The sequence below is a fragment of the Prochlorococcus sp. MIT 1323 genome, assembly GCF_047304905.1.
Classification (GTDB): Bacteria; Cyanobacteriota; Cyanobacteriia; order PCC-6307; family Cyanobiaceae; genus Prochlorococcus; species Prochlorococcus marinus_D.
Map to the genome: position 1 here is coordinate 2,089,111 of NZ_CP138973.1, position 13,510 is coordinate 2,102,620.

Annotated in this window: 12 protein-coding genes and 1 tRNA gene; 7 read left to right on the plus strand and 6 right to left on the minus strand. The window is 53.4% G+C overall.

Annotated features, from left to right (window positions below; translation table 11 throughout):
* Positions 1 to 38: 38 nt before the first annotated feature.
* A complete protein-coding gene (radA, locus tag SIB68_RS10170; protein WP_063401012.1) occupies positions 39 to 1,433 on the plus strand; it encodes a DNA repair protein RadA in 1,395 nt (464 codons plus the stop codon).
* Positions 1,434 to 1,453: 20 nt separating this feature from the next.
* Here the strand turns inward: radA and SIB68_RS10175 are convergent, their stop codons facing one another.
* Complete coding sequence (locus SIB68_RS10175; protein WP_011131357.1) at positions 1,454 to 1,975, minus strand: photosystem I assembly protein Ycf3; 522 nt, start codon at positions 1,973 to 1,975, stop codon at positions 1,454 to 1,456.
* Positions 1,976 to 2,119: 144 nt separating this feature from the next.
* Between SIB68_RS10175 and SIB68_RS10180 the strand changes: the two genes are divergently transcribed.
* From SIB68_RS10180 to SIB68_RS10190, 3 genes are read left to right on the plus strand one after another with little or no spacing between them, the layout of a single operon-like run.
* Complete coding sequence (locus SIB68_RS10180; RefSeq protein WP_063401011.1) at positions 2,120 to 4,444, plus strand: heavy metal translocating P-type ATPase; 2,325 nt, start codon at positions 2,120 to 2,122, stop codon at positions 4,442 to 4,444.
* Complete coding sequence (tmk, locus tag SIB68_RS10185; protein ID WP_063401010.1) at positions 4,441 to 5,091, plus strand: dTMP kinase; 651 nt, start codon at positions 4,441 to 4,443, stop codon at positions 5,089 to 5,091. The genes SIB68_RS10180 and tmk overlap by 4 nt, the downstream gene beginning before the upstream one ends.
* Positions 5,088 to 6,068 (plus strand): DNA polymerase III subunit delta', encoded by a 981-nt coding sequence (locus SIB68_RS10190; RefSeq protein WP_063401009.1) that lies wholly within the window; start codon positions 5,088 to 5,090, stop codon positions 6,066 to 6,068. Before tmk ends, SIB68_RS10190 begins: the two co-directional genes overlap by 4 nt.
* On the opposite strand, the gene SIB68_RS10195 is transcribed toward SIB68_RS10190, so the two are convergent.
* The 4 genes from SIB68_RS10195 to SIB68_RS10210 form a co-directional block, all read right to left on the minus strand.
* On the minus strand, positions 6,065 to 6,871 hold the full coding sequence (locus tag SIB68_RS10195) for a response regulator transcription factor (RefSeq protein ID WP_063401008.1): 807 nt from the start codon (positions 6,869 to 6,871) through the stop codon (positions 6,065 to 6,067). The two genes, SIB68_RS10190 and SIB68_RS10195, sit on opposite strands and share 4 nt — an antisense overlap.
* 279 nt (positions 6,872 to 7,150) lie before the next feature.
* Positions 7,151 to 7,222, minus strand: a tRNA-Asn gene (locus tag SIB68_RS10200).
* Positions 7,223 to 7,245: 23 nt separating this feature from the next.
* Entirely contained in the window at positions 7,246 to 7,923 is a 678-nt protein-coding gene (locus SIB68_RS10205) for an ABC transporter ATP-binding protein (RefSeq protein WP_063401007.1), read from the minus strand.
* A 41-nt stretch (positions 7,924 to 7,964) separates the two neighbouring features.
* Positions 7,965 to 8,228: a hypothetical protein gene (locus SIB68_RS10210; RefSeq protein ID WP_063401006.1), complete on the minus strand. Its 264-nt coding sequence runs from the start codon at positions 8,226 to 8,228 to the stop codon at positions 7,965 to 7,967.
* Positions 8,229 to 9,209: 981 nt separating this feature from the next.
* Here SIB68_RS10210 and SIB68_RS10215 point away from each other — a divergent pair.
* The 3 genes from SIB68_RS10215 (at position 9,210) to SIB68_RS10225 (ending at position 11,917) form a co-directional block, all read left to right on the plus strand.
* Positions 9,210 to 9,863 (plus strand): hypothetical protein, encoded by a 654-nt coding sequence (locus SIB68_RS10215; RefSeq protein ID WP_236069102.1) that lies wholly within the window; start codon positions 9,210 to 9,212, stop codon positions 9,861 to 9,863.
* Between the two features lie 231 nt (positions 9,864 to 10,094).
* A complete protein-coding gene (locus SIB68_RS10220; RefSeq protein ID WP_236069100.1) occupies positions 10,095 to 11,723 on the plus strand; it encodes a DUF2079 domain-containing protein in 1,629 nt (542 codons plus the stop codon).
* A 17-nt stretch (positions 11,724 to 11,740) separates the two neighbouring features.
* Positions 11,741 to 11,917 (plus strand): hypothetical protein, encoded by a 177-nt coding sequence (locus SIB68_RS10225; RefSeq protein ID WP_155724997.1) that lies wholly within the window; start codon positions 11,741 to 11,743, stop codon positions 11,915 to 11,917.
* A gap of 118 nt (positions 11,918 to 12,035) precedes the next feature.
* On the opposite strand, the gene SIB68_RS10230 is transcribed toward SIB68_RS10225, so the two are convergent.
* The gene (locus tag SIB68_RS10230; protein WP_063401004.1) at positions 12,036 to 13,448 is read right to left on the minus strand and encodes a DUF2079 domain-containing protein; all 1,413 of its coding nucleotides are present in this window, start codon (positions 13,446 to 13,448) and stop codon (positions 12,036 to 12,038) included.
* Between the last annotated feature and the right edge of the window lie 62 nt (positions 13,449 to 13,510).

The following is a 13,510-nucleotide window of genomic DNA, read 5'->3' on the forward strand; positions in this document are numbered from 1 at the left end:
GTTCATTTAAAGCCAACTTTCTTTACCTATCTTAGTAAGTGCGCACTGCTTCCGTCTACGTCTGTCAGAGCTGTGGCGCTAAGACCAGCCAGTTTTTTGGTCGCTGCGCCAGTTGCGGGACTTGGAATTCTTTGGTCGAACAGGTCGCTCATTCAACCGATGGTCGCCGCCGGAGTAACAGTTTTGATCCGGCGGTGGAACCAGCGGCGCGGCTCTCGATGGCGATGGCTTCTCTCGGGGATCAACCCGTTCGCCGTCTTGCCAGTGGCTACGACGAATTGGATCGAGTCCTGGGAGGAGGTCTGGTGCCTGGATCAATGGTGTTAGTTGGAGGTGATCCTGGGATTGGTAAGAGCACGCTGCTGTTGCAGAGCGCCACGGCTATGGCACTGCAACACTCTGTGCTTTACGTGAGTGCTGAGGAGTCTGCCCAGCAGGTGAAGTTGCGTTGGCTGCGCCTTGAGGGGGTTGCGTCGGACCTGCAGCTTTTGGCGGAAACAGACTTGGAATTGGTGCTTCAGGAATTGGAAGCACTGCGGCCTGCGGTGGCGATTATCGACAGCATTCAGGCTTTGCATGATGGGTCGCTTTCCAGTGCGCCTGGCTCTGTCGCTCAGGTGCGCGAGTGTGCAGCAGCTTTACAGCGTTTGGCTAAGCGTCAGGACACAGCTTTGGTTTTGGTGGGCCATGTCACCAAGGAGGGGATGCTGGCGGGCCCCAAGGTGCTTGAGCATTTGGTCGATGCAGTACTCACTTTTGAGGGCGATCGATTTGCCAGTCATCGCCTTCTGAGGGCTGTAAAAAACCGCTTTGGAGCCACCCATGAGCTGGGGGTGTTCGAGATGCAGGGGAAGGGCCTAGCTGAAGTAGGGAATCCCAGCGAACTCTTTCTCAAGGGTGAGTCTGCTTCTGGGGTGGCCACCATCGTGGCCTTTGAAGGGACCCGTTCATTGGTGGTGGATCTGCAGGCTTTGGTGGGCGTAACCAGCTATGCCAGTCCTCGCCGTACCGCTACAGGATTAGGCACCAACCGCTTGCACCAAATTCTGGCCGTATTGGAGAAGCACATGGGCTTGCCATTGTCACGCTATGACTGTTATCTGGCTGTTGCTGGCGGATTAGAAGTCGAAGAGCCTGCTGCTGATTTGGGTGTCGCCGCTGCCGTTGTTTCCAGTTATCGGGATCTCATGCTGCCAAAAGGCACAGTTTTGCTTGGGGAGTTGGGCTTAGGGGGGCAATTGCGGCCAGTGGGGCAGCTTGGGCAGCGTCTTAAGGAAGCAGTTCGCTTAGGTTTTCATCGTGCAGTAGTGCCGCAGGGCAGTGGCCTAGGACCCATCGGCAAGGAGCTGGAGTTGGAACTACTTGAGGCTGCGAGTGTGACTGAGGCTTTGGTAATGGCGCTCGGTGTGAATCCAGCTGATGATGGCTGCTGAATGGCAATGATGTTTTCGCTTTAGAAATAGACGTCTATGTTGCTTCGGCCTGTTGTCTTCAGCCAGTTCTCAATATCTAGGTAGCCGCCGGGATAGAGCCTTACCGCTTGGGTCCACACGTCTGCAGCTCTGTCGAACAATCGATCAGCTTCGTCTTGCAGACCAGCTTCTTGCGCTGTGCGGCCGCGTTTTTCGTAAATCAAGCCCATGTTCTTTAGGCAGGAGGGCTGGTTTGAGTTTTGGTCAAGGGCCCTCTGATAGGTATCAAGTGCGAGGTCCTCGTCCCCGTTGCTCATATAGATGATCGCCATGTTCTTGAGGGTTTCACTGCGGTCGAAGGGGCTTTCCTCAAGCTTCAGACTCTCTTCATAGTTTTCCAGTGCCTCTGCATAGTCGCCTGCGTTTTGGGCTGATAGGCCATCGCGGTAATACACATAGGCTCTTTTGGCCTTATCGTTGATTGGCATCATCTTCACGATTAGATCGGCCATCACCGTGAAGGTCTTGTCAATGAAGTTGTCTTTGTTTTGGGTGCGTGGCACGGCGTGAATAAAGGAATCACACCATTATCCTCGCCTTATTCTGAAAAGACTGTTTTGAGTCTCTGGTGAGATCTTTGGGCTGCTGTTATGCGATGGGCTATGCGTAACGATTGTCATTAGCGTGCGGGAACATTTCACCGATCCGTGAGCCGCAACGACCGTCCATTGGCTCATTCATCCGTCTCACTCGATATCGAGGGGATGAAATGCGGCGGCTGCGTTCAATCGGTAGAGCGTATTTTGCTTGAGCAGCCCAGTGTTGCTCGTGCCAGTGTCAACTTGGTAGCCCGCACTGCGTGGCTGGATCTCAACGATCCAGGCCAGTCTCTTGAGCCGATCCTTGCTGCCCTGGCAGCTCGGGGTTTCTCTGCTCAGCCAAGAAATACGGGCTCATTAGAACAACTGACGCCTTCAACGCGTGATTCGCTCGGGGCTTGGTGGAGTCAGTGGAGGCAGTTAATGGTGGCCTTGGTGCTGCTGCTGCTGTCGGTTCTTGGCCACCTTGCTGCCGGTGGACATCTTGAGCTGATGATTGTTGGGGCCTTACCCTTCCATGCCGGATTGGCCACGGTGGCTTTGTTGGGCCCTGGTCGGCCGATTCTTGTTGGCGGAGCGCGGGCGGCTCTTGCCTTAACCCCCACCATGGACACCTTGGTGGGATTGGGCGTTAGCAGTGCCTATCTGGCGAGCCTGGTTGCTCTGCTTTGGCCTCAGGTGGGTTGGCCTTGCTTCTTCAATGAACCCGTGATGTTGCTCGGCTTTGTCTTGCTGGGAAGGTTCCTTGAGGAGCGTGCTCGTTTCCGCACTGGGCGGGCCCTCCAACAGCTGGCTCAATTGCAGCCAGATACTGCCAGGTTGCTGGCCGGTGATGGGACGATCCGTGAGGTAAGAGTTGGTGCTCTCAGGCCTGGGGAGAGGGTTCAGTTGTTAGCAGGGGATCGCATTCCGGTTGATGGCATGGTGCTGGAGGGACATTCCGCTGTCGACGTATCCAGCATTACTGGTGAGCCATTGCCGTTGGAGGCAGCTCCAGGAATGGAGCTGACTTCAGGCAGCCTCAATCTTGAAGCCACCTTGTTGCTAGAGGTGCGACATGTGGGAGCTGAGACAGCTCTGGCAAGAATCATTAGTTTGGTGGAACAGGCCCAGGCGCGTAAGGCTCCTATTCAAGGCCTGGCTGATCGGGTTGCAGGTCGCTTTTGCTACGGCGTTGTCAGCCTGGCACTGCTGACTTTCCTGTTTTGGTGGCAACTGGGTGCACGTTTTTGGCCACAGGTCTTGCACGCTTCGGGTCAGGGGTTGGTGCATGGATATGGTCACCATGTCCCGCTTGGAGGCGTCGCTGAAACCTCCTTAGGATTGGCTTTACAGCTCGCCATCGCTGTTCTAGTCGTGGCCTGTCCCTGTGCATTGGGATTGGCAACGCCCACAGTGATCACGGTGGCCTCTGGTCAGGCGGCCCGCCGGGGGTGGTTATTTCGCGGTGGGGATGTGATTGAAATGGCAGCCTCGCTGAGGCAGGTTGTCTTCGACAAAACTGGCACTCTTACCCTTGGCCGCCCTTTGGTGGCGGGGGTTGTTGGCACAAAAAACCCTGATCAATTGTTGCAGCTAGCTGCAAGTCTTGAGCAAAACAGTCGCCATCCCTTGGCCCATGCTGTTTTGCAAGAGTCTCAACGGCATCGCCTTTCGCTATTGCCCACTTTGGCAACCCGTACCTATCCAGGCTCCGGCCTGGCCGGTGAGCTTGAAGGTGTAGAAGGAACGGTGCGAGTCGGCACACCGGAATGGCTTCAGGCTGAAGGGGTTCATTGGACAGCGGCACTTCAGGCTGATGTTGAGCAGTCGTCTCTTCAGGGGCAATCGGTGGTAGCCGTGGCTCTGGGGGAAGAGCCTTTGGGTCTTGTGAACATTGATGATCGGCTTCGACCTGATGTGTCTGTTGCTTTGGATCGATTAAGAGAGCAGGGGCTGACTCTGGCCATGCTTAGTGGTGATAGACGTCAGACGGTGGAACGCCTAGGGCAGCAGTTGGGTTTTCAACCCCATCAACTGGGCTGGCAGTTGTTGCCTGATCAGAAGCTGGAGCGCTTGCAACGTCTTCGCAAGGCTGGACTGTTGGCAATGGTTGGCGATGGCATTAATGATGCCCCAGCCCTGGCAGCAGCAGATCTTGGTATCGCTGTGGGTACCGGCACGCAGATTGCTCAGGATTCTGCTGATCTGGTGTTGCTTGGGGATCGCCTGGAGGGTTTGCCGGAAGCCCTGTTGTTGGCTCGCCGCACCATGGCAAAAGTGCGTCAAAACCTGACTTGGGCCTTTGGCTACAACCTCATTGCTTTGCCAATTGCTGCAGGATTGTTGTTGCCGGGCTTTGGGTTGTTGCTCTCCCCACCCATCGCAGCTCTATTGATGGCCCTTAGTTCAATCACGGTGGTCGTTAACGCTTTGGCACTGCGTACTACATGAGTGGTCGCCTTCTTGTTCTGGAGGGTATTGACGGCTGTGGCAAGACCACTCAGCTCCGTCACCTTGCCAAATGGCTGCCACGCAGCGGTTTGATGCCTGAGGGTGCAAGGTTGCATCTCACCCGTGAGCCAGGTGGTACGGCTTTGGGTATTGCCTTGCGCAAGTTGGTCCTTCACCCGCCTGGGGATGCCTCCCCGGAACCCCTTGCGGAACTGTTGCTGTATGCGGCTGATCGAGCCCAGCATGTGGCTCAGTTGATTCGACCGGCGCTTGAGCAGGGGCACTGGGTACTCAGTGATCGTTTTAGTGGCTCTACCCTTGCTTATCAGGGTTATGGAAGAGAGTTGGATCTGGATTTGATTCAGCAACTCGAGCAGATCGCCACGGCTGGACTTGTCCCGGACCTAACTTTTTGGTTTGAGTTGTCTGTAGAAGAAAGTCTGGTTCGGCGGGATGCAAGATCTAACGATCGAATCGAAGCGGAAGGAGTTGATTTTTTAACCAGAGTGGCAACTGGATTTGCTGTTTTGGCTAGGGAACGATCTTGGGTGCCGTTGCAGGCGGATCAACAAGTTGAGTCAGTTAGTTCTGCTTTGGAGAGCCAGCTCAAGCACCATTTCGGGCCTTTGCAAGAGAGCATGCGATGAGCCTTGAGATTGAGTCGCGTGGGCTGTTTGAAGATTTGATCGCTCAGCCATTGGCAGTTGCATTGCTGGAGGCAGCGTTGAGTCAGGGTCGACTGGCTCCCGCATATCTCTTTTCTGGTCCAGATGGAGTGGGTCGCAGTCTGGCGGCATTGCGTTTTCTCGAGGGCGTCATCAGTAGTGGTAAGGCGGCCCTGCGTGAACGCCGTCGTCTAGAGGCGTTCAACCATCCTGATCTGCTTTGGGTCGAACCGACTTATCAGCATCAAGGCCGCCTGGTCCCTAAGTCCCAGGCAGAGGAAGAAGGCGTCAACCGCCGTTCCCCCCCACAGGTGCGCCTCGAACAGATTCGGGGGGTGACAAGATTCCTAGGACGACGACCTGTTGAGGCCCCAAGGGGCATGGTGGTGATTGAAGCGGCGGACTCTATGCCCGAAGCTGCTGCGAATGCTTTGCTTAAAACGCTGGAAGAACCAGGTCATGGCTTGTTGATTCTGCTTTCGGCCGCTTCTGAGCGCTTGCTCACGACAATTCGTTCTCGATGCCAACAGATTCTTTTTGCTCGTCTTGAAGCAGCTGACATGCAGGCTGTTCTGGCCAGGACGAGCACAGCTGAGATGCGGTCGTCCTTGTTGGCATTGGATCACCCGGAACTGGTTGCGATGGCCGCTGGTTCTCCTGGGGCGCTGTTGCAGCATTTTTGGCTCTGGCAGGCAGTTCCAGAGGAGTTTTGGCTACGGCTTGAAGAGCGTCCCCAAAAGCCAATGGAAGCCTTGGCTTTGGCGAGGGACCTTACTGAGGCTCTTAATGGGGAGCAGCAGCTTTGGCTGATTGATTGGTGGCAACAACATTTTTGGATCCAACGGCCTGATCCAAGACCACTGAAACGTTTGGAAAGGCTGCGTTCACACCTGCTGGGGTTTGTGCAACCCAGGCTGGCCTGGGAAGTGGCTTTGCTGGAACTGATTCCTTGCGTTTAAGCGCTGGCGCGCTCTCCTTGCTTGTTTTGTGCTTCTCTGGCCTCCCTCTCTTGGCGTGCCTGGGTTAGTAGGTCTTGGAACTCTTCGAGTTGTCCTCCTGTAGGCAATTCAAGGCAGTAACCAGCACCGTAGACGGTTTTAATGAAGCGGGGTTTGCGTGGATCGGGTTCCAGCTTGGTGCGCAGGTGGCGAACGTGTACTCGGATGGTTTCGATGTCATCATCAGGTTCATAGCCCCACACCTCCTTGAGGATTAGAGAAGGTGCCACGGTCTGTCCATGGCGCTGAAGTAGGCAGTGGAGCAGCTCAAATTCCAGGTGAGTGAGCCGTACGGGACGGTCCAACCAAATCGCTTCAAATCGCTCAGGCACGAGTGTGAGAGGGCCGTAGCTGAGGATCTCGTGATGCGCGTTGGTGCCCACCGGTGCTCGATCGGTGCGACGGAGTAGGGCTTTCACCCTCACTTGCAATTCTTCAAGATCAAAAGGCTTTGTTAGGTAATCATCTGCGCCTGAATTGAAGCCAGTGACCTTATCTTTTGTGCCTCCCAAGGCGGTGATCATCAAGATCGGAATCCCCGCGGTGCGCTCGTCTCGACGCAACCTCTGGCAGAGAGTTAGCCCATCTACGTTGGGAAGCATCAAATCGAGCAAAATCAGGTCTGGGGTGTACTGAAGGGCAAGAGCCTGACCTTTGATGCCGTCTTCAGCCTTCTGTACGTCAAAACCATTGTGCTCTAAATGGCTGCTTACCAGTTCACGCATGTCCTGGTCGTCTTCGATCAGCAGGATGCAAGGCTTCATTTAGATCGGAGTCCAGGAGGAATTGGAAATCATCGGGGTGCTGTGAAGTCAGCTCTTGTCAGATTCTCTCAAGATTTGCTTTGAGGTGCATCATTGGCATCTCTGTGGGGGCATAGAGCCCAATCACTGAAACTCCCACGCAGACTGACCTTTTGCCTGGCTGACGAATACCTAAAAGGTGTCCTCTTTTTAGGAAGTCTTCCGAATCTGTCCACGCACTGTTGCGGATGCCCTCTAACAGGCAATCAAAACCACAGCCACCGGCTGTGGATCTGAAAACTCCCCGGGCGGGATTCGAACCTGCGACCAATCGATTAACAGTCGACCGCTCTACCGCTGAGCTACCGAGGATTGCAACCCGAAGAACCTACCCTTCATCCCCGCCGACCTGCAAGGGGTTGGAGGTTTTGTCGTAGCTGATGGCCAGATTGCCAGGCTCCTACTCGGCCGTTTTCCATCTTGGCAGCCCCATCAGCATGGTCGAGTTCTTCTAGGCGATGGGTGACCCATAGGGCGGTCAGGGGTGCGTGGGAGCGATGGCAAAGCTGTTGAACTGTTGCCAAAATCCTTTGTTGGCTTGCTGGGTCTAGTAGTGCTGTTGGTTCATCCAGCAGCAGCAGTGTGGCTTCACTGGCCAGGGCGCCGGCAATTGCTAGGCGTTGTTTTTGGCCTCCGCTAAGGGTGTGAATCGGGCGCGATTCCATGGCGGCCAAACCAACCTGCTCTAGGGAATCGCCAATGCGCTGTTGGCGTTGTTTGATTGGGATGTCGCTAGGCAAATTCAGCAGCAAGTCGCTGCCGCAACTTGGCAACAGCAGTTGATGGTCAGGGTTTTGAAACACCAGAGCAGCTTTGAGCATGCACGTCACCTGACCATGCTGTGGCTGTAATAAACCGCTGATTAGCTTGGCAAGGGTGCTTTTGCCGCTGCCATTGCTACCTACGAGCATCCATAGGCCTGGTTCTGGAATTGCAAAACTGCATTGGTCCAAGGCTTTTGTGCCGCAGGGCCAAATGAAGCTCACCTGCTCAAAACTTAGGAGGGGGGCCATCTCTAAAGATGCTTTGATCAGCGTTCTCGTTCACCATGGCTTCAGGTTTCAAAGGAAAAGCCAGGCCGCTTACTGCCTCCAGTTGCTGCTGTTTTCTCATAGAGCTGAACCGCAACTATTTCACTGACCAAAACAGTGACTTTCTTGTCTTCGACTTTTTCGCAACTGAGCTCCAGAAGGTGAGGCTGACTTCTCTCCAGGCACTTGCGCACTTGCTGGTAAACGGCTTCCGCATCTGCCAATGCTTTGCGCTGCACAGATACCGGCAAGGGGCTCAATTTGAGGGCCAGCTCAATGACGTACACGGACAAAGTTGACAGGATTGCATCATTCTTGCGAATCACGCCCCACTATTTGCCATGCAGACCAAAGTGGATAAGTATTTACACTTAGAAATGGACCGTTTCGCTCGAGTGGCCCTCATGCATCCTCTCCATGAGGCCAGTGTCCTCAGCGTCCTTTTGGAGTGATGTGGACAGTCAAGGTTCTTTTGCTCGGATAGGTGATGTGTGCCGCTTTAGGCTTTGATCTTGTCTTGTCGGCATTGTTTGTTTGGGTGTGTCGATCTGCAGCTCATCGATTGCGTCTCACAGGAGATCTGCGTCCCTAAGGAGTCAGAGCTCGAAAGCTTCTCGATTGAGTATTTATTTTTGAATGCAGTGATTAGAGTCTGGGAGCCCTTTGAGGGCAAGTATTTTTAAAATTGTCTTCCCCATAATGATCGACTTGCTGCAGGCAATGCCGTGTAATTTATGGCATCAGGGCTGGATTTTAATTTTAAATCAATCCCTGCGTAAGCAGTGAATCTATTGATTGAAGTCCTTTGCTATGAGTCGTTTGGCGAGGTCAATGGTCTAGTTGGCTGTGATGGGCTGTTTCTCTTGAATATCACATGGCCACTTAAGATTGTATTACTCTTCCCTTAAGAGACAGAGCAGTGCCTAATGAGTACTCCCCTTCCGTCGAATTCGCAGGCTCAGCGAGATGCTGGTGATTATCTTCGCGAGAGTTTGGTTAGACAAAAGCTTGTGCAACGTATTTGCGGGCAGGCTGTTATCTATTTTGGGGCATTTATTATTGCAGTTTCGCTGTATAAATTTGTCAGCGCTTTCTCGTTAGATGTGTCTCCTTGGCCTGAGCTGCAGCTTGGAGTCGCTGGCCTGTTGTTAGTTTTTTTAGGCAATTTTCTGCGACGCTCAACCTTTTTAAAGTCTTTACTTTCGGAGTTTAGTCCTTCTGCTAGAGCAAGTAGATCTCTATTGATGTTGATCCTTGCATTATTTATTATGGGAGCTGTTGCTCTATTCAAGCTGTCCGTTCAGGATGTTTTGCGTTACAAACGGCTGCTTGGAGAAGGAGGTATTCTTGAGTACTTGCAGGCTCTAATTCTATTCACTTCTGCCTGGGTCGCTTGGCTAATTTCTAGGGACTTCTGGAGGCGACTGTTGATGCGCTTGCATGGAGCGATTTATGGGATGATTGCTTTAGGACTGCTTTTTGTAGGCTTAGAGGAGCTTGCTTGGGGTCAGGTTTTGTTTGGCTGGAGAACACCTGAGAATATAGCGGCTCTTAATGCTCAAAATCAGACAACGATTCACAACCTCGAGTTTTTTCAAGATTATCTCGATATTAATCTTTTCCTGGTATCAGTATTGATGCTGGTTTTGGTGCTATGGCGGCCATCTTTTGGACTATTCCAATCAAGATCATCTCGAGGTGATGTAATTCCTGCCGGAACATTTTTTCTGCCCAGGTATTTCTGGCCTCTATTCTTTTGCGCTGCGTTTTTGTCTTATTTTGTTGCCACCAGGTCAGCGACAGCTTTGGTTCTGAATATTGATCAGGAGTGGGCAGAATTGATGCTTTATCTCTCCTTCGGTCTAGGGTTGCTGCGAACCTATGTCTTGCTAGCCAATCCGTCAGGGCGCCAAAATGGTTGATAGATATCTGCCGGTATTGAGAGAGTTGCTAGCTGAGTCAGTGATGTCATGAGCTGAGGTTATCTTTTGGTGTTAAGTATAATTCTTTTCGCCTATTTTCCCATTGATGACTGGATTTGGAAAAGTCTCTGACCAGGCTGGCTCTGCCCTTTTCTTCTGGTCTTTATTCTTCCTTAGGATGGTATTTGGCAGCTCTCTAGTATTCATTTCGGCAGCTGAGGAATGATGCGAATGTCATCTCTTGTTAGTGGGTTGAGCTCCTATCGCAGAGACAACTTCCCTTGGGTGGTTCTTGGGATGGCTGGCGGCTTTTGGCTGGTCGGACTGCTGATTCAGTTTTGGCGCCTTGAAAGCCTTACTGCTACTTACGACCAAGCTCTTTTTTTGCAGGAGCTTTGGTCTACTGCTAGGGGTCATTTTTTTGAAAGTAGCCTTTCGTCGGAGTTGTCGGCAGCTGTTGCCAATCAAGATGCTTTGCCAAGCATCGACTATCTGCATCTTGGCCAGCACGCCAATGTGCTGACTGTTTTGGCAGCGCCCTTAGTAGCACTCTTTGGTCGCTGGACCTTGCCGTTGATTCAAGTGGGGCTGTTGGCTCTAGCAGGTTTGGTGTTGTGGCGGATGGCGTCTGCCCGATTGTCGAGACCCTTGGCGATTCGCTTGACCGCGTCCTACTACCTGAGTGGAACCGTGATTGGCCCACTTGTTGAAAACTTTCACGACCTTTGTTGGTTGCCATTACTGGGCTTTTTGGTTGTTGATGGTCTCCTCAAGCAGGGGTGGCGCCAGGTGATGGCTTGCAGTTTCCTGATGCTGTTGGTGCGTGAAGATGCGGGACTCACGCTGTTTTCACTTGGATTTTGGGCAGCGCTTCGTCGACCTGGTGCACGCGCCATCGGCCTCATGGTCATGGCGATGTCATTGGTTTATGTGGCAGTCATGACTGGCTGGATCCAGCCCCAGTTTGATTCCTCCCTGTCTGATCGCTTCCTGCAGGAAAAGTTTGGGCATCTTTTGCAAGGCCGCACTGGTGGGACCTTCACCGTTCTATGGACGATGGTGACCCATCCGCTTCGTTTGCTGGCGGCCTTGGTGTCTCCCCCTGGAACCACCTTGGCTTTTCTGCTGGCGCCAGCGTTGCCTTTGGCCTTTATCCCCTTTGTCTCGCTGGATGTGGCCCTGATGGTGGCTGTGCCTTTATTCATCGCCTTGGTGTCCCAGGGCATGAGTGCGTTGTCGGTAACGCTCAGGTATGTGCTTGCTTTGGTCCCAGGGTTATTTATGGGCGCAATGCTTTGGTGGCAGGCCCATCCAGGTTTCTGGTCTCATCTTTGGTTCCGGCGTTTCTGGACGGGATGTCTTGCCCTAGGGCTTGTTTTGACTTTGGCAAGCAATCCCCATCGCACGTTCTCCGCTCTTGTACCGGATAGCTTTAGTCCATTCGTTCATGTTTCGCCGGTCGCCATGCTGCAGCGAGCTGCAACGGCCCGTCATGCCGTTGGGCTTGTGCCAGATAACGCCTCGGTCGCTGCTGATACTCCCTTGTTGCCGCTGCTGGCGGAAAGGGAAGTTGCCTTGCGCTTCCCGAAACATATCGAGTACTACAACCGTCAGGATCAAATTGAATCGGTTCAATGGGTCTTGGCTTTCCCTGGCTATTACCGTTCGTTGATGCCACTGTTTCGCCAGGAAACGTCTCGTTGGCGATCTATCAATAAGGCCTTGCAGGAACTCATGGAAGAGGGGCGTTACGGAGTGGTGAGCTGCGCGGATGGGTTGGTGGTTTTGCGCAATAGCGTTGATTCCTCTCCTGATGCACAGCGTTGTCTTGATGCATTGCTAGCACTGGAGCCTGGATGAAATAGAAGGTTGAGAACGTGCCTTCTGCTCGATTCCGGTTACTGTTGATTTGCTTTGGCAATAGCGAAGTGACTTTGCCTGAAATAGGCATGCGTCGCATGCTTCGTGAATTGCCGTTATCCCCAAAGGAGGAGGTGCTCATGAGTTCCAGTTGTTCGATGCAGGGTCTGCTGATCGCGGAGAACGCCGGCTGATTTTTACACCTGTTCCCTGATCAAATGGTTCCGCGCCAGAGTGGACCCGACGAGAGCCCCCGTCATGTGCGCATGGCGGGGGCATCGTTTTTGCAGGCTTTTAATCCATTGGAGGGTCTCAAGGTTGTTTGATGGATTTGTGCTCGGATCGCTGACAAAGTTCCAAGCCGCTCTCCCAGTTTTCACACCCCCAGCCAGCTTGTTTGGCTTGGCTCAATAGGCGCTGCTGTTGTTTTCGGTTGGATCCCCAACCTGGATCTTTTGGGTTGAGAAGCAGTACATCAAAGTTTTCTAGATCTAAAGACTTTCCTTTGCTGCGGGGGAAGTCAATGGCAATGCGTTGGCTGAGATGGGGGGCGAGATAGCTCGTGGTGGCAAGGCGGCTACTGCTAGGAATGTTTGCGATGGCTTCATGGGATGGGGTTAATGCATCGAGTCTTTCCAGATAAGGCCCACTAAAAAACCAGGGCTTAGCAAGGGCTACCCAGCAGATGGTGCTCCAGGTCAGTAGTCGCCAAGGAACGGCTTGTTTTGGGCGTACAGCCAGTCCATCAATGGCAGCTACAACAGCTATGACCGCAATTGGCAGGCTGTAGTGATGAATCAGTGTTCGTTGCGGTGACTCTTCCGATAGCAGATTCACCAGGATTAGCGGTAAAGCTCCAATCAGAACGGGTAGGGAGTTTCGGCGCCAGAATGGAGCGACGGCAATGCTGATTAACAGCAGATAGATCAGTCCGCCGATCCAATCCACATGCTCGATTAACAACTGAGGCTTTGTGATCAGATTGAAGAGAACCTCATCGAAACTGTCGCCTAGGTAAGAGAAAAGAGCTCCGGCTGCCTTAGGGCCTCCAGTACTGCCTTTCAGCCAGGGGTAAAGCCAGTGATTGAGCATGGCCAACCAGCCCAAGGCCAATCCAATGGCTGCAAAGGCCCAGATCCATCGCTTACGCAAGGCCTGCTCTAACCCCAGGCCTCCTACCACAAGCACAAGCCCATCACGGCAGCCAAGCAATAAGAGTAGTAAGCCAAACCACAGCCAGGCTTTTTTGGCTCGACTGGCCCAGTAGCAACCCGCCAGGGCCGGCATCACCCACACCTCTGGGTGGAAGTCGAACAGATTGGCGTTGAACACCACTGGCTGCAGCCACCAAAGTGCGCAGATCAGCCAGCACAGTTTTGGAGTAAGGCCTGCTTGGCGGCCCACCCCCCAAAGGGGTAGTGCTGTCAGGCTTAGTCCAGCCGCCTGGCTGGCGAGTAGCCATTGAACGCTGGCATGGAAGTGATATGGAAGGGCTGCCAGATAAAGAGTCCAGGCGCCGTGATCAGCTAGCAAATGAACCCCTTCCATCGAGGAATAGGGTGGCAACCCTTGGCTGGCCAACCAGACCCACTGGTCGAACAGGCCAAGATCGTAAGCATTGCTCTGCAGCAGAGCATGACGAGTTGCGGCGGCGGCCCAAAGCAACAGGAAGATTGCCAGGCAGGTGAGACTCAGGCGTCGGGGTGGGTAGGCCTTGGTGTTCAAGCGGCAATGCTCGAGTTTGTTGAGCTTCCCATAAGCTTTCGCCTCTGGTCAGACAGCACGTT

Bases quoted from the DNA above. Each gene is read 5' to 3' on its own strand.
- tmk (WP_063401010.1), top strand. From the start codon at position 4,441: ATGAGTGGTCGCCTTCTTGTTCTGGAGGGTATTGACGGCTGTGGCAAG.
- SIB68_RS10190 (WP_063401009.1), top strand. From the start codon at position 5,088: ATGAGCCTTGAGATTGAGTCGCGTGGGCTGTTTGAAGATTTGATCGCT.
- SIB68_RS10195 (WP_063401008.1), bottom strand. From the start codon at position 6,871: ATGAAGCCTTGCATCCTGCTGATCGAAGACGACCAGGACATGCGTGAA.
- SIB68_RS10205 (WP_063401007.1), bottom strand. From the start codon at position 7,923: ATGGCCCCCCTCCTAAGTTTTGAGCAGGTGAGCTTCATTTGGCCCTGC.
- SIB68_RS10215 (WP_236069102.1), top strand. From the start codon at position 9,210: ATGGGAGCTGTTGCTCTATTCAAGCTGTCCGTTCAGGATGTTTTGCGT.
- SIB68_RS10220 (WP_236069100.1), top strand. From the start codon at position 10,095: ATGTCATCTCTTGTTAGTGGGTTGAGCTCCTATCGCAGAGACAACTTC.